This is a genomic window from Erythrobacter sp. 'gip.4 top 5' (assembly GCF_056495765.1).
The window spans coordinates 2,837,606-2,862,297 of the sequence record NZ_CP200270.1; the positions used below are offsets into that span (position 1 = coordinate 2,837,606).

General features: G+C 58.5%; 22 protein-coding genes, 1 tRNA gene and 2 pseudogenes. 10 read left to right on the plus strand and 15 right to left on the minus strand.

The window, feature by feature from the left end:
* Nucleotides 1-116 precede the first annotated feature (116 nt).
* From ACRANW_RS13805 to ACRANW_RS13835, 7 genes and pseudogenes are all read right to left on the minus strand, one after another.
* Nucleotides 117-410, minus strand: a pseudogene (locus tag ACRANW_RS13805) (YqcI/YcgG family protein); the annotation flags it as partial.
* Nucleotides 411-465: 55 nt separating this feature from the next.
* Nucleotides 466-1,080, minus strand: a complete 615-nt coding sequence (locus tag ACRANW_RS13810; protein ID WP_479432328.1) for a YqcI/YcgG family protein — start codon at nucleotides 1,078-1,080, stop codon at nucleotides 466-468.
* A gap of 102 nt (nucleotides 1,081-1,182) precedes the next feature.
* Nucleotides 1,183-1,560 (minus strand): YidH family protein, encoded by a 378-nt coding sequence (locus tag ACRANW_RS13815; RefSeq protein WP_479432329.1) that lies wholly within the window; start codon nucleotides 1,558-1,560, stop codon nucleotides 1,183-1,185.
* A 100-nt stretch (nucleotides 1,561-1,660) separates the two neighbouring features.
* Nucleotides 1,661-2,470, minus strand: coding sequence for a cyanophycinase (locus tag ACRANW_RS13820; RefSeq protein ID WP_479432330.1), 810 nt, complete (start codon nucleotides 2,468-2,470; stop codon nucleotides 1,661-1,663).
* Nucleotides 2,457-3,335, minus strand: coding sequence for an isoaspartyl peptidase/L-asparaginase family protein (locus tag ACRANW_RS13825; protein ID WP_479432331.1), 879 nt, complete (start codon nucleotides 3,333-3,335; stop codon nucleotides 2,457-2,459). Before ACRANW_RS13825 ends, ACRANW_RS13820 begins: the two co-directional genes overlap by 14 nt.
* Nucleotides 3,328-6,060 carry a cyanophycin synthetase gene (cphA, locus tag ACRANW_RS13830; protein WP_479432332.1) on the minus strand — a complete coding sequence of 911 codons (2,733 nt, stop codon included), beginning with the start codon at nucleotides 6,058-6,060 and terminating at the stop codon, nucleotides 3,328-3,330. The genes ACRANW_RS13825 and cphA overlap by 8 nt, the downstream gene beginning before the upstream one ends.
* Before the next feature lie 172 nt (nucleotides 6,061-6,232).
* A protein-coding gene (locus ACRANW_RS13835; RefSeq protein WP_479431320.1) for an IS630 family transposase occupies nucleotides 6,233-7,293 on the minus strand; the annotation gives its coding sequence in 2 pieces (ribosomal slippage) (nucleotides 6,233-6,801 and nucleotides 6,801-7,293; 1,062 coding nt in all).
* Nucleotides 7,294-7,939: 646 nt separating this feature from the next.
* Here ACRANW_RS13835 and ACRANW_RS13840 point away from each other — a divergent pair.
* Nucleotides 7,940-8,953: a patatin-like phospholipase family protein gene (locus tag ACRANW_RS13840; RefSeq protein WP_479432333.1), complete on the plus strand. Its 1,014-nt coding sequence runs from the start codon at nucleotides 7,940-7,942 to the stop codon at nucleotides 8,951-8,953.
* Nucleotides 8,954-9,054: 101 nt separating this feature from the next.
* On the opposite strand, the gene ACRANW_RS13845 is transcribed toward ACRANW_RS13840, so the two are convergent.
* Entirely contained in the window at nucleotides 9,055-9,432 is a 378-nt protein-coding gene (locus ACRANW_RS13845; protein ID WP_479432334.1) for a SpoIIAA family protein, read from the minus strand.
* 131 nt (nucleotides 9,433-9,563) lie between these two features.
* On the opposite strand from ACRANW_RS13845, the gene ACRANW_RS13850 reads away from it, so the two are divergent.
* From ACRANW_RS13850 to ACRANW_RS13880, 7 genes are all read left to right on the plus strand, one after another.
* A complete protein-coding gene (locus tag ACRANW_RS13850; RefSeq protein ID WP_479432335.1) occupies nucleotides 9,564-10,406 on the plus strand; it encodes a hypothetical protein in 843 nt (280 codons plus the stop codon).
* On the plus strand, nucleotides 10,403-10,852 hold the full coding sequence (locus ACRANW_RS13855) for a phage holin family protein (RefSeq protein WP_479432336.1): 450 nt from the start codon (nucleotides 10,403-10,405) through the stop codon (nucleotides 10,850-10,852). The genes ACRANW_RS13850 and ACRANW_RS13855 overlap by 4 nt, the downstream gene beginning before the upstream one ends.
* Nucleotides 10,852-11,769 carry a DUF3618 domain-containing protein gene (locus tag ACRANW_RS13860; protein WP_479432337.1) on the plus strand — a complete coding sequence of 306 codons (918 nt, stop codon included), beginning with the start codon at nucleotides 10,852-10,854 and terminating at the stop codon, nucleotides 11,767-11,769. The genes ACRANW_RS13855 and ACRANW_RS13860 overlap by 1 nt, the downstream gene beginning before the upstream one ends.
* A 268-nt stretch (nucleotides 11,770-12,037) precedes the next feature.
* A complete protein-coding gene (locus ACRANW_RS13865) occupies nucleotides 12,038-12,910 on the plus strand; it encodes a manganese catalase family protein (RefSeq protein WP_479432338.1) in 873 nt (290 codons plus the stop codon).
* A 51-nt stretch (nucleotides 12,911-12,961) separates the two neighbouring features.
* A complete protein-coding gene (locus tag ACRANW_RS13870; RefSeq protein WP_479432339.1) occupies nucleotides 12,962-13,753 on the plus strand; it encodes a ZIP family metal transporter in 792 nt (263 codons plus the stop codon).
* An 11-nt stretch (nucleotides 13,754-13,764) separates the two neighbouring features.
* Nucleotides 13,765-14,067, plus strand: coding sequence for a SemiSWEET family sugar transporter (locus ACRANW_RS13875; protein ID WP_479432340.1), 303 nt, complete (start codon nucleotides 13,765-13,767; stop codon nucleotides 14,065-14,067).
* Between the two features lie 298 nt (nucleotides 14,068-14,365).
* A complete protein-coding gene (locus tag ACRANW_RS13880; protein ID WP_479432341.1) occupies nucleotides 14,366-15,109 on the plus strand; it encodes a Crp/Fnr family transcriptional regulator in 744 nt (247 codons plus the stop codon).
* Between the two features lie 205 nt (nucleotides 15,110-15,314).
* On the opposite strand, the pseudogene ACRANW_RS13885 reads toward ACRANW_RS13880, so the two are convergent.
* Nucleotides 15,315-16,355: pseudogene (locus tag ACRANW_RS13885) on the minus strand (IS3 family transposase); the annotation flags it as partial.
* Nucleotides 16,340-16,957: a YobI family P-loop NTPase gene (locus tag ACRANW_RS13890; protein ID WP_479432342.1), complete on the minus strand. Its 618-nt coding sequence runs from the start codon at nucleotides 16,955-16,957 to the stop codon at nucleotides 16,340-16,342. The gene ACRANW_RS13890 and the pseudogene ACRANW_RS13885, both read right to left, overlap by 16 nt.
* 163 nt (nucleotides 16,958-17,120) lie before the next feature.
* On the opposite strand from ACRANW_RS13890, the gene ACRANW_RS13895 reads away from it, so the two are divergent.
* Entirely contained in the window at nucleotides 17,121-17,405 is a 285-nt protein-coding gene (locus tag ACRANW_RS13895) for a hypothetical protein (protein ID WP_479432343.1), read from the plus strand.
* A gap of 166 nt (nucleotides 17,406-17,571) precedes the next feature.
* Here the strand turns inward: ACRANW_RS13895 and ACRANW_RS13900 are convergent.
* Nucleotides 17,572-17,648 (minus strand) — tRNA-Arg (locus tag ACRANW_RS13900).
* A 61-nt stretch (nucleotides 17,649-17,709) separates the two neighbouring features.
* Between ACRANW_RS13900 and ACRANW_RS13905 the strand changes: the two genes are divergently transcribed.
* A complete protein-coding gene (locus ACRANW_RS13905) occupies nucleotides 17,710-18,582 on the plus strand; it encodes a queuosine precursor transporter (RefSeq protein ID WP_479432344.1) in 873 nt (290 codons plus the stop codon).
* Here ACRANW_RS13905 and ACRANW_RS13910 read toward each other — a convergent pair.
* The 4 genes from ACRANW_RS13910 to ACRANW_RS13925 form a co-directional block, all read right to left on the minus strand.
* Entirely contained in the window at nucleotides 18,579-20,126 is a 1,548-nt protein-coding gene (locus tag ACRANW_RS13910) for a Ppx/GppA phosphatase family protein (RefSeq protein ID WP_479432345.1), read from the minus strand. The genes ACRANW_RS13905 and ACRANW_RS13910 overlap by 4 nt on opposite strands.
* Nucleotides 20,123-22,273, minus strand: a complete 2,151-nt coding sequence (locus tag ACRANW_RS13915) for an RNA degradosome polyphosphate kinase (RefSeq protein WP_479433959.1) — start codon at nucleotides 22,271-22,273, stop codon at nucleotides 20,123-20,125. Before ACRANW_RS13915 ends, ACRANW_RS13910 begins: the two co-directional genes overlap by 4 nt.
* Nucleotides 22,274-22,479: 206 nt before the next feature.
* Nucleotides 22,480-23,511 (minus strand): P-type DNA transfer ATPase VirB11, encoded by a 1,032-nt coding sequence (virB11, locus tag ACRANW_RS13920; protein ID WP_479432346.1) that lies wholly within the window; start codon nucleotides 23,509-23,511, stop codon nucleotides 22,480-22,482.
* A 4-nt stretch (nucleotides 23,512-23,515) separates the two neighbouring features.
* Nucleotides 23,516-24,658 (minus strand): TrbI/VirB10 family protein, encoded by a 1,143-nt coding sequence (locus tag ACRANW_RS13925; protein ID WP_479432347.1) that lies wholly within the window; start codon nucleotides 24,656-24,658, stop codon nucleotides 23,516-23,518.
* Nucleotides 24,659-24,692 lie beyond the last annotated feature (34 nt).

Here is a 24,692-nt window from a genome sequence, read left to right on the forward strand (position 1 = left end):
TCGCCAGGATTGTTTACCGCAAAGGCGAGAATATCACTGACCTGCCCGACCCCTACATCAATCACTATCAACACGTTACCTATCGACAATTGGCGCCGGTGCGGGGTACGATCCGGTCAATCACCGCTGGGTTTCCGTGCTAACGGACACTGCCACTCATTGATGACTGCTCGTCCGCTGTACTGTCGGGCTTCGCTCACATCACCATGGCGCGCAATCATCGGATTGGGCTTGCCGTCATATTCCATGTCCCGCGCCAAAATGACTTTGCGCAGTCGCTCGTAGCGATGCTCTTTGCGGAGCTGTTCAAATTGATCGTGACGATTAAATACAATCGTTGGGTAGCGTATCCGACGCGCACGGCGCGATGCATTTTGATGTAACCCAACGGCGAAATAGGCTTTACCGCAGAAGCTTAAAGCAAAGTGCGGATCATCGGGATCACGGCTGACCGTGGGATCATATTCATGTCCCTAGGCCATCTTGGGCAATTAATGCCGCCAGCCTTTCCCACAGCACTGCCTCAAAGCCTCGCTCAGAAAGGCCGTTCGGCCCTGAAAACACCACAGCCAGACTGCGGAAACCGGACGGTTCAATCGCGCTGACCTCGCTCCATTGCTCCAGCGCGTTGGAAATGCGCGCATCATCTTGGCCGCTCGTAACTGAGTTTGCGGTTACGATCTGAAGATTGCCCTGTGCCAAAGCGGACTTGGCGCCAACACACGGAAAATCACGACCTTCCACAAAATCGATCAGTGTGTTTTGTAGTTCACGTTGTTTATCGCCTGATTCTGCGGTGAGATTACGTAAACAATATCTGTATTGTTGATTTGCTAAAATTTCTTCGGCCATGAACCTAACACCAATATTAGTTTTTTCAGAAAATGCGAAATAATATTGCATTTTGAGGCTCAATATATTTTTCACATACTGGCTAAATTTAGGCCAATTTTTATTCCCGAAGACAACATAGATCTTAGCGAGGTGCTTTAATTTTTGGCGGCGTGAGGCAACTTGGCTTCTCATTTGACAAGTTACTGGCGATCGCCGCACGACATGGCTCGGGCGATAGCCAGCCATAGCCGACCCTTTGTATAGTATATATTTCAACGATTTGATGCATGCGGTGCAGTGGGCCGTGCGGGCGATGCTTCCTTGGTCGTAGATCGACTTCCATTGCGATTACGAGTTCGGCAATGCCCAGAACGCCACAGCGAGTGCAGCAGTCGAGCAGGCCAGAAACCAGGCGAACAGCCTGATGCGGATTGGATTGATCGATTGGACCTTGTGCGCATCAAGCCGACTGATAATTGCGCAGGCCCTTCGTTCGGCGGACAGGAAAATGACGATGGCAATAAGGAGAAAGCTGGTCGCAATAATCTTGGCCACCCATGCTGGCTCGGTCTTGCCGAATAGCGCGCTAAACCCCAAGCCAATGCCGACGGCGGCCATCCCGGTGCGCAACCAGCCGGCAAAGCTGCGTTCGTGAGCGAGGACCGTGCGATCTTCGGCAAGATCAGTGCGATCTTCAGCGAGATCGGTGCGTTCAGGAGCGCTCAAGAGCTTGCTTCTAGGCAGGAATTGCGAGGTCCGCACCTAACCTGCTTCATTTCCAAGCTGTATCGCTCGGCCCAGTCCGTGGTGCCAATCACCGCGTGCATCAGTTGGTCTGGATGTTGCGGGGACGGCGATCAGCGAGGTCGAATTCGTCCCCGGCGCTAAGCACATGCATAATCACATCATGGATTGATAGAACGCGATCAGGTTTTGCCTCTGCAATGTTGGATCGGGTTACGTGTCCGGCATCGACGATCGTTACCCCGCCCGTGCCGATAACCGTGAAGCTGTCAGCCTCAACTACTATCGCGGTATCTTCATCAATGCCGATACCCAATAAACGCGGGTTGTGAGCGACTGCGCCCAGCAGCCGACCGATACGCCCGCGATCAGCGAAATGCTGATCGATAATTACATTGGGAATAAGATCCAGCCCCGGTGCCATATGCAAGTCGCCGATGCGGTAGGATTCAGACCCACTGCCATCGACCAGCATCGTTGCGCTTTGGGCAGAGGCGCCCGCAGAAGTTCCAGCAATTACGCCGCCACGGGCGTGAAGTTTACGAATTTCTATTTCAAGCGGGGTGTCGCCAAGCTGGCTTACAATTCGCAGTTGATCACCGCCAGTAAAGAAAATGCCAGCCGCATCGGCTATCATCTTTTGCAGATCCTGCTTGCCGGTTGACTCGCGATTGTCGAGGTAAAGCTCAACAACGTCTTTTATGCCGAGGGCGCCAAACGCTTCCCGATAGACCTCAAAATAGCTCTCAGGGTCTTGGCTTGCGACGGTCGCGACGACCAGTCGACCGCCGTTCAATCGTTCAGCCACTGCCCGCAGGATGACGCGCTTGTCGTCTTTGTCTTCATGTCCGCCAATCGCGATCAGTGCACCAACGGATTCAGTCATGGTCATCTTCCAGGCTCAATTCGGTTTGATGGAGTGCAACCCTGACGCTCCGAAAAGTGCTCGAAGCACAGGCTAGAGCAAAATGGCGGGTGTTGTGGGCCACACCGATGCGGCCTGCGGAATCAATAGCGATCGCGCCAGCTTCCGCTTGTAGCCGTTCGAGTGGAGGAAAGATGGTCTGAACAGCCTTAACGGCCGGATAGTCTTCCATACTGCGCATCACTCGTGTGGCGAGCAATGCACGCGCGATCGCTTCGCCATCGCCGGACATGGAGACCCCGCCAATTGCATCATCGGCATAGAACCCACATCCCGGCAGTGGAGAGTCGCCAACCCGCCCAGGAAGTGTGCCTGCAAGCCCCCCTGTAGAAGTTCCCGCAGCGATGCAGCCTCGCTGATCAAATGCCACACAACCGACAGTATCATGCCCAACGTCGTCCGTGCTGGTAGCGACAGGCGTGTCATCACGCTGTGCTAATCCAAGCCCCTCGGCAAACTCGTCTGCGCCTTTGCCCACTAACAATATTGGAGGCTCGTCAAGCATGGCCGCAGCAACTTCGATCGGGTGTGCAGTACTGCGCACGGCAGCAACGGCGCCGATGGACAGCGAGGATCCGTCCATGATCCCTGCATCCATCTCGATGTCACCTGCGGCGTTCGGCACAGAACCCAAACCTGCGTTGAAAACGGCGTCGTCTTCTAGCACGCACACGGCAAGGCGAACTGCATCAACCGCCGATACTCCCATTCGGAGCAGATCCGCGCCAGCTGCAGCCGCCTTGGCGCATCCGTTACGATGCGCCAAGGCATCCTGAGACGAAATCGTTTTCGCACCACCATGCACGACAATGGCCCAATGGTTTTCACTCATTTACGGCAAGCAGCAAAGATTGTTCGCGGCAGTCGGTCGGCGCCGGATTTTTCGCAAATGCCTGCACCTGCGCCCAGATCCCATCGATATCGGTCGGAGTCAGCACAACGACATCGCCGGGTTGCGCACGTTTGAGGCAAAAGTCGGTCGCTTCGACTTCATCGATGAGCATGTGGATCGTAGCGGGGTCTTTACCGGTGGAAAGTGCACCTTCAACCATCAGTGCATTGATTGTCCCGGCTTTTCTACCCCTAGCATCGGGCCCTTCTCTGAACATGATTTCGTCGAAGATTCCGGCCGCCTGCGCCCCAACATCCCGGAGGTCGCAATCCCGCCGGTCTCCGGGCAGGCCAATCATGCCCAGCATCTTGCCTGAACCCCGATAGTGATCGAGCAATTCAGCTAGTGCCGCCAATGCGGCTCGATTGTGCGCATAATCTACAATAACGGTAATGCCATGGGCTTCGACGATATTAAGCCGACCAGGCGAGTCCTCATACGACGCGTGAAAATCTGCGAGCCCCGCAACAATGGACGCCGCATCGATCCCATAAGCTGCAGTCATCGCAGCAGCAGCAAGTGCATTCAAGATGTTAAAGCCGGCCACTCCTCCCATCGTCGCTGGGATCTGGCTGGCAAGCATGACGGGCACCTGCGTACCATTGTTGCAAAGTACGATCATTCCGCGATTGTAGACAACCGCCATACCGCCCTGAGCTAGATGCTCCTTGATGGGTGTACGGTCAACGGCATTGGCTGCCTCGGAAAACCAGACAATTTCCCCTCGCGCGTAACGGGAGATATCGATGGTCAGTGGATCGTCAGCATTCAGAATGCTGTGACCTTTGCGTTTAACGCTTTCAGTTACCACCGATTTTACGCGAGCCAGATCTTTGCGACAGTGTATGCCTTTGATGCCGATGTGGTCTTCGGTAACATTGAGGACCGCGCCAACGTCACAAACGTCATAACCCAGACCTTCGCGAAGGATGCCGCCCCGCGCTGTTTCAAATACTGCGACATCGACCGTAGGATTGCGCAGGACCTTCCGCGCGCTTTTTGGTCCGCTGGCGTCGCCGCCAAATTGCTTGTGGCCATCAATGTAGACCCCGGTGGTCGACGTGAAACCGACACGAAGGCCCGATTTGCTCAGGATCTTTGCCACCATCCGGACCACTGTGGTTTTGCCGTTCGTTCCGGTGATGGCGAAGATTGGAATACGGCTGGCCGTGCCTCGTGGAAACAGCGAAGCCACAATCGGACGTGCAACATCGCGCGGCATCCCTTCCGAGGGCGAAAGGTGCATCCTCAGTCCCGGTCCTGCGTTGACCTCGACAATGCCACCGCCGGTCTCGCGCAAGCTGCGAGATATATCAGGTGAAATAATGTCGACGCCCGCCACGTCGAGCCCAAGGACTGCAGCGGCCTGCACCGCAATCGCCGCATTGTCGGGATGAACCAGGTCAGTACGGTCTATTGCGGTGCCGCCGGTGGAAAGGTTTGCAGTGCCGCTAAGCGTAATTTTTTGGCCCCCAGCCGGTATGCTGCTCAGGTCATGTCCATTAGCGTGCAGATATCGAATCAAGGCCTCATCAACTCTGATGCGCGTCAAAACAGCTTCGTGGCCATTGCCACGCCGGGGGTCTGCGTTCACGGCGTCGATTAGTGTACGCACGCAGTCGCGGCCGTTTCCGATGATGTGCGCAGGAACACGCTCCGCAACCGCCATGACAGCGCCAGCAACCACCAGAAATCGGTAGTCACGACCCGGAAGATGCCGCTCGACGATGACCTTGCGACTTATGGCTGCCGCCTTTGCAAACGCTTCAATGATTTCGAATTCACCAGTGATATACGTGCTGACACCGCGACCGTGATTGCCATCTGAAGGTTTGACCACCACCGGCCACCCCATGCGTTGGGCCGAGGCCATGCAATCTTGCAGATTGCGTACGATTTCTCCGGACGCAATTGGCAGACCTGCATCAGCCATCAATCGTTTGGCGGCATGCTTGTCTGCGGCCAAATCCGCTCCGATCAGCGAGGTATTGCTCGTTATGCTCGCTCGAATGCGCCGCTGCCGGCTGCCAGTGCCCAATTGCACAAGGCTGGATTCGTTGAGCCGCATCGCCGGAATGCCGCGCCGCTGTGCCTCGTTCACAATTGCGGCAGTGCTCGGGCCCAACTGATTTTCGAGAACGAGTTTGCGAAGTGCGCCAATAGTGGCTCCAATGTCAGGCGATGGCTGATCGGGTGCCGCACCGAGCTTTTCGAGCCCTATGACACCCTGTAATGTGGCTGGCAGTAGACGATCGACGAGGTCAACTGCGGTCCTGCCAGCCGCTACGCCACTGACTTCGTCGCCATAGCAAAACAGGATGTCATAAATGCCCGGTTGGTGTTTGACCGACCGTGTCTTGCCACGTGTCACTCCGGCTCCGGCGCAGCATTGCAGTTCGATAGCTACGTGCTCGATAACATGGCCAAGCCAGGTGCCCTGCTCCATCCGACGGATGAAGCCGCCTGCTTCCCCATAACTGCAGCCATGGCTGGCAAGACCTGGCAGCAACGCCGCTAGAGTGTCTGCGAAACCGGGCAGCCAATCGGTTGGCCATGCCTGAAGTGCGCCAAGGTCAAGCCGGATACGGATCATCGGGCGCGCGCTATAGAGATGCGGACCTCGATAAATGCTCCGTTCGACGACGCGCATCGGCATGTTTCTCATGCGGCGCTGCGCTTATGCGTGGCCTGACCTTTGCAGGCAGGACATGGCGCCATCTTGCGTTCAGCGAGGCAATTCTCTCGCACAGTCGAGACGCTTTCACGCAACACAAAGTGCTCATCAGCGGCCATCATCATTAATTCTCACCTGTCAGTGTAATACCAAGTCCCATTGATCAGAACCCATGCGCCCATTGGCGCATGCCGATGGACATGATGCGCCAGGGCTGATCGACGAGCTTGTTCCAAGCGAAGCAGCAATGGTCGACGATGTCGTCGTAGGATGAGAAGATGCGGTTGGAGAGCCAGTTGTCGCGCATGAACTGCCAGACGTTTTCGACGGGGTTGAGCTCCGGGCACCTGGGCGGCAGCGGCATGAGAGTGATGTTGGCGGGCACGACCAGTTCCGCCGAGCCATGCCATCCGGCCTGATCGAGGATCAAGACGGCATGCGCCCCCGGCGCGACGTGGAAGGCGATCTCTTCGAGGTGCATGCTCATGGCCTCGCTGTTGCAACGGGGCATGACGATGCCAGCACCCTTGCCCTCGGCGGGACAGATGGCCCCGAAGATCCAGGCTGAGGCCCGGCGCTGGTCTTTGGGCGCACAGGGCCGGGTTCCGCGCTTGGCCCAGCGGCGGGTGAGCTTGGTCTGTTGGCCTATGCGCGCCTCATCTTGCCACCACAGTTCTATCGCGGTGCCGTGCGGCAAGGATAGTCGGATTTTTGCCAACTGGCCTGCGAAGTTTTTTTAAAATCGGCAATGTCATCCGCTTTCTGGCCACGATGACGAGGGCGGGCCGAGAGCTTGCGGAAGCCCAGCGCGCGCATCTCACGGCTCAGCGTCTGTTTGGTAATCGACAGGCCAAACTCATCCCACACCCACTGCGCCAGATCGATGAGACGCCAGCGGACAACCCCGTGCGCCGCAGGAATCGGGCCTGCTTCAACTTGCTGCGCAAGAGCGCGGCGCTGCTCATCGCTCAGAATCGAGACTTTGCCGGGGGCCTTGCGTGACATCAGCCCGTCCGGGCCATCAGCATTGAAGCGGATCACCCAATCCCGCACGACCTGCAGCGTCACGCCAGCCGCTTTGGCCGCTTCGCTCCGGCTGCTGCCGTCCAGGATCAAGCCCAACGCCAACAACCGCCGTACCTGATCCGGATCGTCACATCGTCGGGAAAATCGGCTCAAATCCCGCGAAGTGAAATCTGATCGAACACCAATCGCCGTCGCCATCGCAAGCCTCCTCGTGCTTGCTCCGGTGAATCAGAAAATCAGCGCCTTGGAAATCCCCCATGAGTCAGCCTCATCGGGATTTGGTATAAGACGATCCATGAAATAGCATGACCGATATTCCGGCGGCGTAACTAAGGTTATGATGAATGAATAAGTGGCTACGATATTTTGATATGCACAAAAACGAAACGGGTCCTGAGTAATGCAAAATCATGGCACGTGGATTGTTGATGGAGTGCCGCCAGGCACCACTCAACGAACTGTCGGCTTCGGACTTCATCGCTGCGGCTCGGCGAGTAAGTGACGCTGAGGTCGTGCCGGTAACAGACGCCGCAGGAGCCTATTGTGATCCCATTTAAGATGTCGGCCGATGATCAACGCCGCCGCTAGCAGCAGCCGCACTTGATCTAGATCGCAAGGGTGACACCGCAGATATGCGACTGGGTTCTGCGCTTCGACGCAGACGGCCCTGGAAGGCTGGCAACGTGCACAGCGCCCGGGCGCGCTTAAATGTTCAACAACAAGCAGCGCTTCAATGCGAACAATAATCTCGCCCGCATCAAATCTTGATTAATGCGGTCAGAGGTCATTCTGACACTGTGCTGGCGAGCATCAATCTGGCCGATGCCTTCCCGAAAGCGCATTCATGTATAAATTCGACACCCAATTGGCGTTGGTTCTATCGGGCGGAAACGCGCTGGGAAGCTATCAGGCCGGTGTTTATGAAGCGCTGCACGACGGTGGGTTCTACCCGCAATGGATTGTCGGCACGTCCATAGGTGCGATCAACGGCGCGATCATTGCGGGAAATCCGCCCGAAGATCGTATCGATAAGTTGCGCAAGTTCTGGCAGGCCAGCGCAGGAGCGTGCATCTTTGACATGCCATATGTCGACACGATCCGCCGTACCACTGCGGTCAACACATCGCTGTTAACTGGTCGCCCCGGTCTGTTTGCACCTATCGGATTGCTGGGGTCAAACGGCAGCGAATATCGCGGTCCTTTCGCCCCAAGTTTTTTGGACAGCACGCAGCTTGAAGCCACGTTGGAAACACTCGTGGACTTTGACCTGCTTAACAGCGGTCCCGTGCGCTATTGCGCCTGTGCGGTCGATATCGAGACCGGCGAAGATGTAATTTTCGATACTCGCTGTGAACGCGTAAGCGCTAGGCATATTCGCGCAAGTGCGTCGCTCATCCCCATGTTCGCGAATGTGGAAATTGCCGGGCGAACATATGTCGACGGTGGGTTCTCAACCAACTTGCCGCTTGATCCGGTGCTTGCCGATCCGTTGGCGGAGCGCATGCTGTGCATTGCTGCCGATTTGCTGCCCGCGCGGGCACCTCCTCCAGCAACCGTGGGCGAAGCAATCGCTCGCGCGCAGGACCTCATGTTTGCGTGCCAATCGCGCCGAACAATTGCGAACTGGCGCTCGCAATATGCGCATGACCCGACCCTCGCTGCTCGCCACATAACGTTGGGCCTCCTTGCCTATACCGACCAAGGAGCAGAAGTGGCTGGCAAGGCAATGGATTTCTCGTCGATATCAGCGCGCCAACGCTGGGACGCCGGTAAGGCCGATGCAGGCGAATTGTTGATGGCACTGTCGACCGCCTCTTCGCCGCAGCCCGGCCTAACAATTCTCGATGGCTTCGATTGATCAGATAGGATGTGCGTGAGATTGATGAAGTGGTGGGTCTCAGTGCGATAGTGGGAGAGCCCCTTTCATCATTGTGATACGCGTGTGTCGTTCTTGGATATCTATCGGTCGGTTTTGCCAGAAACCCAGCAGCGCGCTGCGTCAATCTCGTCAGCATTGAAAGCGCGGGACTTGATCGGAAGGAAGCTGCCGAAGCCCTCGACCGCCGCTGCCGCGATCGACGGCGCACCGACCACCGCATAGCGACTGACCGGCCCAATTGACCGGATGCTGGTTAGAAAACCCTTGGGTGAGAGAAGCGCGCCGATCGCGAACGTCTCGGTTCGACTGAGATCGAGCAGCAGCCGCAATTCGCCCTCGCGCTCAATCGCATCGTCTACCACTCGCGCCATCGCCAGAACCTGCGCGTGATCGAGAACAGGGTCAAATTCGAACTCGATGACGGTCGCGCCATCGGTGTGCTGCTGTTCAGATTTCATCGCGATGCTCCCTGGATGCAACGCCCACCCAGTTTTTGTCGGTTGTTTGTGAGCCTACCCAGATGCTGCTTTCACTTCGAGAGACGCGCAGTATTTCAGGCCGGCGGGCTTAGGCATGAGGACGCGGACAAATGGCAGATGACCCGCTGTTTGTGGCCGCCTTTCGTTACCTACATGCCGCACAATGCCATGCATTGGATCAGACTGGCCCTAAACAAGATTTCCATCCTGCAGCAGGAAGGAAAGAGGACCTGCCTTTATTCAAAAATATGTTTGTAATCAGGTCATTGATGCAGGTTATCAACACCCGTTCTAGCGTAGTGAGGCCTCATATCGGCGCTAATCGCGTTCCTTGCACTGCGGAACCGCTAAGCTCGCTGCTCCCACACAAAGGATCTCCAGCGATGACGACAAAACAGCACCATTCCGCCGAGGGTACCGGACAGACCTCCGGTGTCATCGAGGAACTGAAACATGACGCCAACCGCCTCAAGGACACGGTTGAAGACCGTGTGGAACAGGAAGCTGCGAGTCAAAAGAGTCAGGCCGTACATTTGGCCGGATCGGCGACTTCCGCCCTCAACACCGCAGCCGAAGACCTGCGCAACAATCCTGATGTTCCCGACTGGATGGCGTCGGCCCTGCAACAGGCCGCGCGCAAGATCGAAGGCCTGGCGAGCCATGTCGACGGGCGCACCGTCAACCAACTCGGTCATGATGTGAGTAAATTCGCACGCCATAGCCCCGGCACCTTTCTTGCTGCTTCGGCCGCCGCGGGCTTCGTCGCCGCTCGCATGCTGCGCGCCGGAATGGACAAGAAGCGACACGATCAGGACGACGGGCAAGACCCGGCGATCCCGCTGAACCAAGCGTCCGGGTGGCCTGCTGACGAGAATATCGTGCCAACCGAAAGCGGGGGTTTTGCACCCGCCTACGGGACTGACCAACCGGGGATGATGGATGCTTCCCAATGAGCGACTATCCCCGCAAATCCGGTCCAAGCGGAACCGTCCCCAGCAGCCAGGATGATCCCAACATCGTCGATCTCGTCGGCCGCTTAACCCAGCAAGGCGCTCACCTTGCGCAGGAACAGATCAGCCTGATGCAGGCGGAGGTTCGCGAGGCGGCGCAGGACGTAAAGGTCGCTGTAAGCGCAATGGCTGCCGCTGCGGTGGTCGGAATCGCTGGGCTTGGTGTCGTGTTGATGGGCATCGCTTATTACGTCGGCGATGCGCTCGACGATGTGGCGCTGGGCACGACCATCGTCGGTCTTGCCACGCTTGTGATCGCCCTGCTTCTTTATGCAGGCGCCCGAAAGAAAGTGGATGCTGTGCATCTCAGGCCTGACCGCAGCATCGACACCATCACCGATACTCCTGCCGCCGTGACCGGCGACTTCCAGACTTCCGGAGAACGATAATGAACGATACCATCGACCAACGCCGCCCTGATGAAATTGAGCGCGATATCCGAGACACCCAGGCGGAAATGAGCCGCACTGTGGAACAGATCGAAGGTGAACTTAGCCCCCGCAAAATCCTTGACGCTCTGTTCGACAAAGCGGGACAGAACGGAGTGGACAGCCGTTATCTAATTGATGCAGCGCGGCGCAATCCGCTGGCGCTCGGCATGATCGCAATCGGCGGGCTTTGGCTTGTCAGCGATGCCGATGCGCGACCGTCTACGCTCGGGCTGCCGACGGGCCGCACGAAGGGCAAAGGCAAACACGTTGACAGCAACCATTGGCACCCTGAGCACCGCAGTTATGTCGAGCACATGTCGCGCTGCGAACGCCAGCCGGACGAAGACGATCAAAGCTACCGCCGCCGCCGCGATGACAGCCGGGCCAGTTATTTTATGCTGGAGCAGGGCCATGATGAGGAGGAGGGCACGTTCCGCAAGCGGCTCGACGAAGCGACCGAAACCCTGCGCCAGCGCCGCGAACAGATGAGCGATCTAATTGGCGACTTCACGGAGAAATCACAAGAGCGAAGCCGGAAGTTGATGGAGGGCACCAAGGCCCTTTATACGGGCAACCCCTTGCTGGGCGGTCTAGCCTCAGCCTTTGCCGGTATGGTCGCCGGTTCAGCGATCCCTTCGACGCGTATCGAGGAGAACTATGCCGGCGCGCTTGGCGAACAGGCGCTCAACGCTGCTGGTACAAGGGCGCGAGAGGCGGGCGAAGAGGTTCGTTACCGCAAGGATGAAATGCTAGACCGCATCGACGAGAATGTTGGCACTGGCTCAGGACAAAGCCCGCAGGATCAGTCGCACGCAAGAAGTGGCAGCGTCGGCGGAAACAGCCAGACGTTGATGTTCGGCCAGGATCAGGCCTGATGTCGCGGGCGGTTGCACCCCCGGCTTCATCGCCTTCGTCGTCCTTGCTGCTATCGATCACAATTCGACTTGGCTCGCTGTGTGGGTAACTCGGTTTATGGCGACTCGTGGCGCCAGCCTTAAACAGAAACTGTCTGTGACCTGGACACCCCTGTTAGGCCGCCAGCCTGTCCCCCAATCCGCTGGCGGCCTAATTTTTCGTAAAGTCGCCGACTGCCTCAGCAGTCTCGTAGTGCGAGAATAACTCCTTACAACAAGGAAACTGTCGATGTTCATGCACAATAAACGCCTGCAGTACACTGTGCGCGTGGCCGAACCAAACCCGGTCCTCGCATCGCTGCTATTGGAGCAATTTGGCGGAGCGGATGGCGAACTTGCCGCCGCAATGAGGTACTTTACCCAAGGTCTTGCTGAAGATGATCCGGGCCGCAAAGACCTGCTGCTCGATATCGCGACTGAAGAATTGAGCCATCTTGAAGTGATCGGTTCGATTGTCGCCATGCTTAATAAAGGCGCCAAGGCCGATCTCGCCGAGGCCGCGATGGAGGAAGCAGAGCTCTACCTTTCGCTGACGGCAGGCGGCAACAGCCACACCCAGTCGATCCTCTATGGAGGTGGTCCGGCGTTGACCAATTCATCCGGTGTGCCGTGGACGGCGGCTTATATAGATTCGCGCGGCGACCCCACCTGTGATCTGCGGTCGAACATTGCGGCGGAATCGCGCGCGAAGATCGTCTATGAACGGCTGATCAACATCACCGACGATCCCGGCATTAAGGATGCACTGGGATTTCTAATGACGCGAGAGATTGCGCACCAGAAATCGTTCGAGAAGGCGCTTTACAGCATTGCGGACAACTTCCCGCCTGGCAAACTGCCCGGCACGCCGCCGTTCGATACGCTTTACGTCAATGCTTCGACCGGTCCGGGCGATACCGATGGGCCCTGGAACAGCGGCGAGAATTGGCAGCGGATCGACGATATGGAAGCGGAAGGGCCCGTGGACGGTGGAGATGGCACAGCGACGGTCGATTTGCCAAAGAATCAGCTAAAAGCTGCACGTGCCTTGGCCAAACGCACAGCATCCGACCCGACCAGCGACCCGGTGACCGGGGTTGATCTCGGCTCGCTTCCGCACTGACAGCGGCAATGTGGCAGGGCAGCGATAGGCGGTCTATTGCGGTGCTGAGCAATGAATAGCCTCGCCGTCCTTGGCATTACGGCCAGCCTCCTTGCCGGCGCCATGACTGGCCTGGGCGGACTGGCTGTGATGCTCGGGGGGGCGCTCAATGACCAGCGGCAAAATCTGCTGATGGGTTTTGCGGCCGGCGTCATGATCGCGGCGGCGATATTCTCGCTTATCATTCCGGGAATTGAGCGCGCAGAGGAAAGCGGCGCCTCAAGCGAGATGGCTGTCGCAGGGGTGATTGGGGCGGTGTTGCTGGGTATGTTGGCAATGGCGCAGCTCGGCCCTTGGATCGACAGCATTGCTCGCAACCAAAAAGCGATAGTGGGTTTTGCCGCTTGGCCGAGCGAAGCAGACCGGCAGCGCATCCCGCTGTTCATCATTGCGATGACGTTGCACAATATTCCTGAAGGGATGGCTGTCGGCTTGAGCTTCATGTCAGGCGACCTGCAATTGGGGTGGGCCACTGCCGTGGGCATCGGCATCCAGAATGTGCCGGAGGGAATGGCTGTGGCGGCGGTCCTTTCGACGCTCGGCTGGACCAGGACACATTGCGCTTTGACAGCATTGGCAACCGGACTGATTGAGCCCATTGGCGGGATAATCGGGGCTGCGATCGTACAGGCATCATCGGCGGCGCTTCCGTGGGTGCTCGGCTTTTCAGCCGGCGCGATGCTGTTCGTCGTGATGGCCGAGATACTTCCGGAAACCAAGCGAAAGATCGAACGCAGATCATCCATGCCGGCGCTGATGGTGGGCTTGGTACTGATGACGTTTCTTGATGTCACGCTGGGGTGATTAACGTCCACATGGCTATTGATTGGATTACGATCGCCGGAATAATCGGTGCCTGTGCATCGGTCGCCAGTTTTACCCCCCAAGCGTGGAAAATCATCCGCAACCGCTCAACCGAGGGGCTATCGCTCGGAATGTTCGCTCTGACCTGCCTCGCCTTTGCAGCGTGGACGACCTTCGGGCTGCTGAAGGCCGAGTGGGCGCTGATCATCCCCAACGTGATTTGCCTATGCTTCGCGCTGTTTATCTTTAGCATGATCGCGCTGCCACAGCGTGAAACGCGAAAAGTTGCCGAAAAAATAGACCCAAAGCGCTGATTGCGAAGACTTCTTGCACCTCAAGAGATCAGCGAACGGCCAATAAAATTAGCATCAAGCTTTATCGCCTAATCGCAGATGACGATTTCTGCGTCAATTTTTTCGATAGTCGTTTAACGAAAATCGAGCGCTTGCAGCTTCAAATAATTCTCAAGGGACAGGACGTGTTCTACGGAGGCGTCAGAATATCTGCTAGAATCATCAAGGCGATAAAAATATATTTGATATGCAAATCCAGATCAATCATGGAGTAAAATGATCTGCAAATATCTGCCTTGGACCAAAGAGGGGAAGGCATGTGTCAAACGCATTTATCAGGCGATTAGAAAATATCTCAACATTGCGGGAGGCTGATAAGATCACTTTAGCCGACCTCTTTCAAAACACTTATGATGTTTCTGCGAAAAAACATCTTTCTCATGTAGGCGATGAGATCGGCAGTTTTCTTGTTCTGATGAGTGGTTGGGCGGCTCGGTACCAAATCCAGAGAAACGGAGGTCGACAAATTACTCAATTGGTATTGCCCGGAGATTCGCTGTACTTTCGCTCTAATCCCGAAGAACCAGCCATTGACGAAGTCGTTACGCTTTCTCATTGTCAATTTGTCAATATACATCACTCCGAAATTGAGCGTGCAATTGACGATTCACCGACCATTTACAAAGCTATACGCAATTACGGTTGTATGGAAAATGCGATATTCGCGTCTTCAATGGTCAATCTTGGTCGGCGCGATGCGCTTGAGCGAATGGCGCATTTGATCTGCGAGCTACACTATCGATTGGGATTGAATGAAGATGCGATCAGAAACGACCATTTCGATTTTCCGCTAACGCAAGACGATCTTGCAGATGTTCTCGGTCTCACCCCGGTTCATGTAAACCGTAAGCTGCAGCAACTTCGGCATGACAACCTAATAATACTCAGTTCAAAGCATATGCAAATTTTGGATCTGCCCGCCCTTCAGCAAATTGCTGGCTTCAACTCCTCCTACTTAACTGGGCATCGCAATGCATATGAGCGACCGCCGGTTCATGCTTGAAGTGGGATTTGAGTGGATTGGAATTTTGACCATAACGACCGAAAATCTATGGCTTCGGGGTCGATTTCAGAATGGTGCCTCTCGGCAAGTGCTCTGATGAAATTTCCGGACAGGTCTAGAATGGCGCAGGACCGGTGAAATCACCCCAGCGGTCGAATCAACTAGTCGGCCAAACTTAGCCGTGCGCCTTCTTATCGTTGCACTGCTACCCAACCTTGGACCGCTCGGGTCTGGAGTTTACCGCCTTGCTCAGGTCCGGTGGGCTGGTTTCACCGGCTGAGTTTGCCAGCATGATAGGGGGGATATTCCCGATCGCGCTGTGCGGTTGCTCTACGTTGTAGTGTCTACGCCAGGCCTCCAGCTTTTCGCAAGCATCTTCCAGCGACAGGAACCAGTGCGCGTTAAGGCATTCGCTGCGCAGCTTGCTGTTGAACGCCTCGATGAATGCATTGTCCGTGGGCTTGCCAGGGCGGGAGAAGTCAAGGATCACACCGCGCTGGTAAGCCCACAGATCCATGTCACGGGAGATAAATTGTGCTTCGCACAGCTGCGCTTCCACTGCCGTTGTCGACCCTGATCGTCTTGGGGTAGCCGCTCTTCCGGCACGCCTTGTCCAGCGTCGCAACCACGTCCTCGCCACGATAGCTGAACCGGGGATCGACAACAGGCGACAGCCGCGAGAACGTATCCACCACGGTCAGGATGCGCAGCTTCCGACCCGTCGCCAGTTGGTCGTGAACAAAGTCCATCGCCCAGACATCGTTCGGCCGGATCGCTGGCGCGCAATCCTCACGAAGCTTCGCCTTGACCCGCCGCTTGGGCGTCTTTTTGCGCAGTAGCAGCCCCAACTCTCTGTAAAGCCGATAGACATTCTTCATGTTCACGAACCAACCGTCGCGGCGCAGGATGTAATACACCCGCCGATAGCCATAGCGGACATGCGTCTCGCAGATCTCCTTGATGCGCTTCTTCAGGAAGGCCGGATCGGTGCCGCGGGACTGGTGGTGGTAGGTCGAACGATCAAAGTGCACAGCCGAACATGCCCTGCGGATCGTAACCTGCCAGTCCTGCCAAACCGCGTCGATAATCTCGCGCTTGCGATCCGGCCTCAAAGCTTTCGTTTGATAACATCCTGCAGCATCTCGCGATCAAGCGTCAGGTCCGCCACGATCCGCTTCAGCCGACTGTTCTCGTCTTCCAGCTCGCGCAGCCGCCGCATCTCTGATGGCATCAGCCCCGCGTACTCGCCCATAAGAATATCGTCGCGAGCGCGAAGCTCGCTAGGTTGCGCCAGTTTTCGAGCGTGAACGGAACAAAGAAGCTGCCGTCAATGACCTTCGAGGTCTGCGATAGGACGTGCCAGATCGCGATCAGGCCGATGGTCACGAAGATCGAGACGAAAGTGGCTGATAGTTTCGGTGACCTGATCCGCTTGAACCGCGACAGGGGTAGCTTATCGGCGTCTTCCCCGTAGAGCATCTGCTGGAGAATACTGCGCTCGATCTCCTGCCGGCTCACTTTCTCAATTTGGGAACCGGTTTCGGGCAGGAAGGCCGCCAACGAAATGTGAAGCGCCTTGCGGTTACTTTTCTTCAAAAAGGTCTGTATGATGCTGCTCTTGCCCGATCCGTAGGGGCCAGTGAGCGCTATGTTTGAGACTTTGGGCCTGCCGAGCGCGTATTCGAGCGCCTCAGAGTAGACGCCAGACTTGTCCGCTTGGTCTGTCGGCGCAAGATCAACGAACTTAGACGGAGCTTCGACGGCGTCGTCCTGTCTCTCGATAGCGGCGGCGATACCCGACAGCTTGTCGGCCGACCATTCGAGCGTCTTCTTGAGTGCGTTTTTCATCGTGCGACGATGTAGCACGACGACGTCTTGCGCAAATGGTCGCGCCCGTTCTTGTCCCCGCGATCCTTCGCGGGACCTAGAGCTAATCAGGGGCTAAATCGAAATCTGGGTAGTCCCTGCGCGAAATTATCAGGATTACGGTGCGACAATCATTCGCGTAACCGTGATCTACGGCGCCAAGCCCGAACCGATGCTGGCGGCGGTGGCTAAGTTTTATGGGTTGAAATTTGAGCCGATCCTTGAAGCCGAGCAATTGGCAGAGAGAGTCGATCTGGGGCAATTGAACAGCACACTGGTGCTGGTGCGGGTTGCCAACATCCCCGGCTACGAACCGCGCTCGCCCAACGTCAAGCTGATAATTCCGCAATCGAGGTCTAACCGGACCCTAGCATCGTCTCGAGAACATTGCCTTGCGTGCGTGCACGCGCTCACTTGGTTACTGCCGTGATGTTGGCACAATTGTCAGCGGAATGGCAGTGCGAGCGGCGCAAGTATCGACTTCAGGCGACAGCTTCACTTGGACGGTTACACTAGCCTGCAATTCACTAAATGGGAGCACAATAAGCCTACCCTAACGGCAGGGTAAGGTTGAACCAACATAACTCGTTGTAATTTGGCGCGCCCGGCAGGACTCGAACCTGCTGCCTCAAGATTAGAAGTCTCGCGCTCTATCCAGATGAGCTACGGGCGCGCGCCCGAACGCCCAATAGCGCGCTTTGCGCCGCAGGCAAATCGCGCTAATTCTGCAAGCGATGGAAAACCCCGTTCTCACCGATCCGGCAGCCGGCTTTGATCGCGATCCTGCCGACGGCATCACCGCCACCAGCCACGCGCCGGTGGCTTTCCGCTATTATGATCTGGTGATGGCGGCCTTCGTGGCGATCCTGCTGCTGTCGAACATCATTGGCGCAGCCAAGCTTACCTTTGTCGATGTGCCATTCTGGCCCGAAGGCTGGTGGCCCGCCGCTGATGGCACCTTCATCTATGGCGCCGGCATCCTGTTCTTCCCGCTGGGCTATGTGATCGGTGACGTGCTCACCGAGATTTACGGTTTTGCCAAGGCGCGGCGGGTGATCTGGGTAGGTACGGCGGCGATGCTGTTCCTGGCTTTCATGAGCTTTGTCGTCACCGCCCTGCCCCCGTTCGCCGGGTGGGAATGCGCCGGATCGGGCACGCTGGCGATGAAAGGCGATCCGGCCTCGGCCCCCGGCGCGATCTGTCAGCAGACCTACGATTCGGTGTTTGGCAGCACCTGGCGCATCGTGGTTGCATCGATCACCGCGTTCTGGGCGGGTGAATTCGTCAATTCCTTCGTCATGGCCAAGATGAAGGTGCTCACCAAAGGCCGCGCCTTGTGGACCCGCACCATCGGCTCGACCATCGTGGGCCAAGGGGTCGACAGCCTGATCTTCTACCCTGTTGCCTTCTACGGCATCTGGACGACGGAAGCCGTGCTGACCGTAATGGTCACCAACTGGGCGCTGAAAGTCGTGTGGGAAGCCGTGCTGACCCCGGTGACCTACCTGGTCGTGAACCGGCTCAAGGCCGCAGAAGGTGTTGATCTGTTCGATATCGACACCGATTTTTCGCCCTTCGCCAAAGGCAGGATGGCCAAGCCCGCCTAAAGCGCGCTGTCAGGCACGGCGTCGATCCGCCAGCCGATCCCGAGCCGTCCAGCGAGCAGCTTCATGTCCTTTTCGGTCGGCAGACCGATCAGTGCCGCATGGTTTTCCGCAATCCGTAGCACCAACGTGTCCGCCTCGACCACCAATCGGCTGACCTCGAGCGAACGGGCTGACTGTGCGCCCAGTCGGCGCGCCAGCCGCAGCGCCAGTCCCCAGCGCACGGCTTCCTCCAGCGCCGCATCGCCTGCCAGCGCCCCCAAATCGGCGGATTGGTTCAGTTGGTTGCCGTTGGCGGCAATCGCGGCGGCCAGCATCGCCCGGCCCTTCCCGTCAATCCCCACCCAGCGCTTGTGCAACGCCCAGTTGATCGCGTGCGGCAGACGAATATTGGGCTCGATCTGCATCGCAGCAAGCGCCAGCATGGTCGCAGCCAGACGCAGCCGTTCGTCACCATGTTCGCGCGCGGGCGCCGCATCGAGTGTCCAGGCCGCCATGCGCGTTGCCAGAGTCGGCGCGGATCCCCGCTGGCTGGTGAACACCGCCACACCGGCCAGCAACGGATCCTGCGTCTTGGTGTGCGCAGGCAGGCGGTCGTAGAGCAGCCCTTCGCGCAGACCCCAGGAGGAAAAGACCACCCGCTCGGGCGCCAACCGCGTCAGCAGCGCCTGAAGCAGCACGGCGGCATCGGGCAGCTTTTCCGCCCGCATCGAGGAAATCCGCTCTCGGCCCTTGAGGGCATCGCTTTCGCTTGCTGCCACCAGCGCGGCCAAATCCATCGCTGCGCCCGCCTCGATCACGAAGCCGTGGGGATCGCTCAAAGGATAGCCGTGCGCCGCCATCGCAAAGACCGCCATGGCGCGCCAGGTGCCCCCCACCAGATACAGCGTCCCGTTTTCCGACGCAGGCGAGGCGGACAGATCCCACCCGCCTTTGCAGATCACCTTGTCGAGATTTTTGCGCATGTCAGCCCGGCCCGCGTCCCCCTTCCGGTTCGACGGGCGATGGTCAGGCAGACGCAATGTGCCCAGTGGAAGTGTGCTGGCGCTGTCGGTCTGGCCGTTGGCGACCCGCACCAGTTCCAGACTGCCGCCGCCAAGATCGGCCACGATCCCGCGCGCATCAGGAAAGGCGCCAATCACGCCGTGGGCGCTCAGCAGCGCTTCCTCTTCGCCCGAAATCACCCGTGGATTGAGGCCCGCTGCACGCAAGGCTTCGACAAATTCGGGGCCATTGGCCGCATCGCGCACCGCTGCGGTCGCGACGGTTGCGACATCCTTGATCCCGAGATCGGACAGCAACAGCACAAACCGCTTCAGCCCACGCAGCGCGAGCGCCATCGCTTCGTCCGCCAGACGGCCGGTCGATGCAATTTCGCGCCCCAACTTGGCCGTGACTTTCTCGTTGTGCAGCACCGTGGGCGCGCGCATCGTGCCGCCATAAACCACCAACCGGACCGTGTTCGATCCGATGTCGATGATCGCGCGTTCGGCCGTCCCCCCGCCAAGCGCCTTGTCGCGGGACTCCCGCCGACGACCCCAGATCATGCGACTGCCCCTCTTCGTAAACTCAGTTTGGGCACCGCCCCTGCCTCCAATGCTCCGCCGCGCCCTGACAACGAGGGGTTCGTCATAAAGTAGCGGTGGCAGTTGAAGGGCTTGGAACCCGGTTCAGTCTCGACCCGCGAATAGCTGCCATCAGAATGCAGCCACCAGCTCAATTCGGTGTCGAGCATATTGGCCAGCAGCACCTGCTGCAGCACCTGATCGTGCACCGTGCGATTGAGGATCGGGATGAGCGATTCCACCCGGCGATCAAGATTGCGGCTCATCATGTCGGCAGAGGAAATGAACACGGCCGCATGGGCGCTTGGCATCGGGTGGCCATTGGCAAAGGCATAGATGCGGCTGTGTTCGAGGAAACGGCCGATGATCGACTTGACCCGGATATTCTCGGAAAAACCGGCAACGCAAGGGCGCAGGCAGCAAATGCCGCGCACCACCAGTTCGATCTGCACACCGGCGTTGCTGGCGGTATAAAGCCGGTCGATCACGCCTTCATCGGTCAGTTGATTGCATTTGAACCAGATCGCTGCAGGCTTGCCCGCCTTTGCATTGGCGATTTCGATGTCGATGCGGCGGTAGATTTCCTCACGCAGATCGATCGGGGCGATGTGGATGCGTTCAAGCGCGTGGGGCTCGACATAGCCAGTAACGAAGTTGAACATCTTGGCCGCATCGCGCCCCAACTTGGGGTCTGCGGTAAAGAAGCTGAGATCGGTGTAGATCTTGGCTGTAATGGGATGATAATTGCCTGTGCCAAAGTGGCAATAGGTCCGAAAACCCTCCACTTCTCGCCGTACCACCATGGATGTTTTGGCGTGGGTTTTCCAGTCGGTAAAGCCATAGATCACCTGCACGCCTGCACGTTCGAGCTTGCTGGCCCATTTCAGGTTCTGTTCTTCATCGAAGCGGGCCTTCAGTTCAACCACGGCTGTTACGGATTTGCCGGCTTCGGCCGCTTCGATCAGCGCGCCCACCACCGCGCTTTGCGAACCGGCGCGGTACAACGTCTGCTTGATCGCCACCACGTCGGGATCAGCAGCCGCCTGCCGGATAAAATCGACCACCACTTCGAAACTTTCGTAAGGGTGATGAATGATGATGTCCTTTTCGCGCACGGCGGAAAATACATCGCCATCATGTTCGCGCACGCGTTCAGGCAGGCGCGGGGAATAGGCGTCAAACTTCAGATCGGGCCGGTCTTCGCGGACGATTTCCGCCAGTCCATCGATCCCGATCATGCCATCGGTCTTGATCAAGGCGGCTTCATTGATGCCAAGCTGATCAAGCAACAGCGCTTCGGCGGCGGAATCGAAATCCTCTTCGATTTCCAACTGGATCACTTGCCCCCGGCGACGGCGCTGGATCGCGCTGCGGAAGGTGCGCACCAGATCTTCGGCTTCCTCTTCGATCTCGATGTCGCTATCGCGCAGCACCCGGAACAGGCCGTCACCTTCGATGGTGAAGCCGGGAAACAGCGCGGCGGCATAGCGTTGGATCAACCGTGCGATCGAGATGTAGAGCACGCTGCCGTCACCCGAAACCGCATCGGGCACCCGCACAAAGCGGGGCAGCGCGCTGGGGATCAGCACCATCTCGATCAATTGTTCATGCGTGGCATCGCGGGTCAGCGTGAACAGCAAGCCCATCCCTTCGTTCTGAACAAACGGAAAGGGATGCGCAGGGTCCAGCGCCTGCGGCGTGATGATCGGCAGGATTTCGTTGAGGAAATAGGTTTTGAGCCAATTGTGCGCAGCCGGGCTGACCCGCTGTTCATCGGCGATATGAATGTCGGCGCCGGCCAGCCCTTCGCGCACTGCGCGCCAGATCGTTTGCTGAATGGCGCTGAGTTCGGCCAGCTTTGTACGGATCGCGCCCAATTGCTGCGCAGGGCTGCGCCCGTCAATTGACGGCGTCTCCAGCCCGCGCTGCACCTGCCCCACCAGACCGGCCACGCGGATCATCATGAATTCATCGAGATTGCTGCCCGAAATCGACAGGAATCGCAGCCGCTCGAGCAGCGGATACTGGTCATTGTAAGCCTCGGCCAGCACACGCTCGTTGAATTGCAGCCAGGATAGCTCGCGGTTGAAATACGGCGATTCGTCATGTGCCAGCTCCGCCATCTGCATGGGGGCTGCGCCTGCGGATTCTTCCGCGCTGCCAATCGGTGACGTGCTCATCGCTATCCTGTTCTGCCTTGCGCCGTTTTGGGAGCTGTGGCGCGCATCCAGCGCATGTGTTCGCTTGGCCCTGCGGTGTAAATCAGGATGAGGAGCTTGTCACACCAATGTCAATCTGGCCGGCGGCTGGGTCTGCGCAGCTCAAGCGGCCGCGATCACACCAGTTCCCGGCTTTCGGCAATCTGCGTGATGCCGCGTTTGCCATTGGCATCGCGGCCCAGTTGGACGATCACATCAATCACGCTGGCAGCATAGGCGATGGTATCAGACCGGGTCAGCCCGATCCCGGTCTGCATCACCATCAACGAAAGCTGTTCCAGCGCGCCGCGCAAGCTGTTGGCGTGGATGGTCGAAAAGCTGCCCGGATGCCCGGTGTTGATGGCGCGCAGAAAGCTGACGCTTTCCGCGCCGCGCAATTCGCCCAGCACGATGCGGTCTGGCCGCAACCGGAGCGCGGCTTGCAGCAATTCGTTAGCGGTGACCTTGGCCTCGCCAAGCTCCCCCTTGACCGCCACCAGCCCCACAGCGTTGTCACCGGGGAACTTCAATTCAGGGGTGTCTTCAACCATGACGACCCGTTCGCCGCGCGGGATTTCGCCCAGCATGGCGTTGAGAAAGGTGGTCTTGCCGGTGCTGGTCCCGCCCGAGATCAGGATGGTGCGCCGGGCGCGGATGGCGGCGCGCAGGAAGGCGATAGGCTCGGCCTGCGGATCGGGCAGTTGAACATGCCCCTCCCCCACCAGCGGTCCCGTGTCATAGGCGTCAAGCGGCAGATCCAGACGGCGGTGGCGGCGGATCGCCATGACCCAGTGGCGGCGCGCAGCAGGCGGCCCGCAGAATTGCACGCGGGCGCCATCAGGCAAGGTCGCGCCCAGCAAAGGGTGTTCGCGGTTGATCCCCTGGTGGCTGACCCGCGCCACCTGTTCGGCCAGCCGCTGCACCAGTCGGTCGTCAATCTCGGGCGTGCTGATGCGCTGCATCCCCGGACTGGCAGCGTCTTCAATCCACACCTCACCGGGGCCGTTGACCATGATTTCGGTCACAGTGTCACGATCAAGCCAGCGACGAAACGGAGCGAGATAGGCGTCAAGATACACGCTGCGCTCGGCGGACAGCGGCACGATCGGTTCGCTTTCGGGCTCGGCGCCCCCGCCGCCTGCGCCCAGCCGGTGGATATCCGCGCTCATGATATCAGTTGCCCGCCGTGCTGAAATCGAGATCGCGCGCGGTGTAAACCTTGATCGGCTCGCCTGCGCGTACCCGGATTGTCGGGCTGATCTGGCCCTGCGATTGCACCGCTGAACTCGCCGCGCCCTGCGATCCGCCAGCGATCAGCACGCCGCCGACCCCGCCGGTTGCCACCGCGCCCAGCCCGCCAACGACCGATAGCAGCAGGCCCGAACCGAAACGCTTGAAGAAGTGGCTGTTGACGTCCCCTTCCAAGCCCGTCGTCCCATCGAAGCCGACCGCCGGAGAGGCAAGATTGACCGATACGCCGTCAGGCCGGATCAACCGTGTCCAGACGACATAGGCGCGGCGCTGGCCCTGCTCCACGCCCGCCTGATACTGTCCGATCAGGCGCGAGGACCGCGGGACCAGCACGCGCTTGCCATCAAAGCTGCGAACATCCTGACTGACCACTGCGCGGACATAGCCCGGCACATCGGTGTTGATCCCGGTTTCCAGAATTGCCGGGATCAACGTGCCTTCGGTCACAGTGGTCGAAGGATTGGTCATCGCCCGCGCCTGCGCAGGACCACCCCCGACACCGCCGATCCGGCCTGCAAATTCCGCTGCACCGCCGGTTCCGCCGACATTGCCTGCCGGGATGGCGGCACCGTCACTCACCGGCGCTTCCGCCAGACGCGGCGCCGTGGCGGCGCGGCTCGCATCGAACACCAGTTGCGGGCTGGCATAGGGGTTCACCGCCATGCCGGGGGCGATCCCTGGATTGGTGGCGTATACCGGGGCAGGTCCGGGGACGGCCTGGGGCGTGACCGCTCCGGGCTGTTGCAAGGGATCGCCAGTCGGTTCAACCGTAACGGGCACCGCGGCCTGCGGCGGCACAACTTCGGGATTGCCGATCCCCTGCGGTTCGGGCGTGCCCGGCGTGCTCATGGCCCAGAACGTCAACGCCCCGACCAGACCAATAAAGGCAACGCCCGCTGCGAGCTGGAGGCCATCACCTTTGGCCTTACGATCGACGACTGCGGGAAAGCCTGCGCGGCTGGCGAGATCGATGATCTCAGCCGATTCCTGCTCGCGGGGATCGCCGCTTGCGGTGATGTTGCCGCTCTCACCCTTGCCTGGCGGCATACCTTTGGCCAGACGCATCAGATGCTCTCCTTGGCGAATGCGGGAAAAGTCG

Excerpts from the sequence above, each read along its gene's own strand:
- ACRANW_RS13810 (WP_479432328.1), bottom strand. The coding sequence starts at position 1,080 with ATGGCTGGCTATCGCCCGAGCCATGTCGTGCGGCGATCGCCAGTAACT.
- ACRANW_RS13820 (WP_479432330.1), bottom strand. The coding sequence starts at position 2,470 with ATGACCATGACTGAATCCGTTGGTGCACTGATCGCGATTGGCGGACAT.
- ACRANW_RS13825 (WP_479432331.1), bottom strand. The coding sequence starts at position 3,335 with ATGAGTGAAAACCATTGGGCCATTGTCGTGCATGGTGGTGCGAAAACG.
- cphA (WP_479432332.1), bottom strand. The coding sequence starts at position 6,060 with ATGAGAAACATGCCGATGCGCGTCGTCGAACGGAGCATTTATCGAGGT.
- ACRANW_RS13840 (WP_479432333.1), top strand. The coding sequence starts at position 7,940 with ATGTATAAATTCGACACCCAATTGGCGTTGGTTCTATCGGGCGGAAAC.
- ACRANW_RS13845 (WP_479432334.1), bottom strand. The coding sequence starts at position 9,432 with ATGAAATCTGAACAGCAGCACACCGATGGCGCGACCGTCATCGAGTTC.
- ACRANW_RS13850 (WP_479432335.1), top strand. The coding sequence starts at position 9,564 with ATGGCAGATGACCCGCTGTTTGTGGCCGCCTTTCGTTACCTACATGCC.
- ACRANW_RS13855 (WP_479432336.1), top strand. The coding sequence starts at position 10,403 with ATGAGCGACTATCCCCGCAAATCCGGTCCAAGCGGAACCGTCCCCAGC.
- ACRANW_RS13860 (WP_479432337.1), top strand. The coding sequence starts at position 10,852 with ATGAACGATACCATCGACCAACGCCGCCCTGATGAAATTGAGCGCGAT.
- ACRANW_RS13865 (WP_479432338.1), top strand. The coding sequence starts at position 12,038 with ATGTTCATGCACAATAAACGCCTGCAGTACACTGTGCGCGTGGCCGAA.
- ACRANW_RS13870 (WP_479432339.1), top strand. The coding sequence starts at position 12,962 with ATGAATAGCCTCGCCGTCCTTGGCATTACGGCCAGCCTCCTTGCCGGC.
- ACRANW_RS13875 (WP_479432340.1), top strand. The coding sequence starts at position 13,765 with ATGGCTATTGATTGGATTACGATCGCCGGAATAATCGGTGCCTGTGCA.
- ACRANW_RS13890 (WP_479432342.1), bottom strand. The coding sequence starts at position 16,957 with ATGAAAAACGCACTCAAGAAGACGCTCGAATGGTCGGCCGACAAGCTG.
- ACRANW_RS13905 (WP_479432344.1), top strand. The coding sequence starts at position 17,710 with ATGGAAAACCCCGTTCTCACCGATCCGGCAGCCGGCTTTGATCGCGAT.
- ACRANW_RS13910 (WP_479432345.1), bottom strand. The coding sequence starts at position 20,126 with ATGATCTGGGGTCGTCGGCGGGAGTCCCGCGACAAGGCGCTTGGCGGG.
- ACRANW_RS13915 (WP_479433959.1), bottom strand. The coding sequence starts at position 22,273 with ATGCAGATGGCGGAGCTGGCACATGACGAATCGCCGTATTTCAACCGC.
- virB11 (WP_479432346.1), bottom strand. The coding sequence starts at position 23,511 with ATGAGCGCGGATATCCACCGGCTGGGCGCAGGCGGCGGGGGCGCCGAG.
- ACRANW_RS13925 (WP_479432347.1), bottom strand. The coding sequence starts at position 24,658 with ATGCGTCTGGCCAAAGGTATGCCGCCAGGCAAGGGTGAGAGCGGCAAC.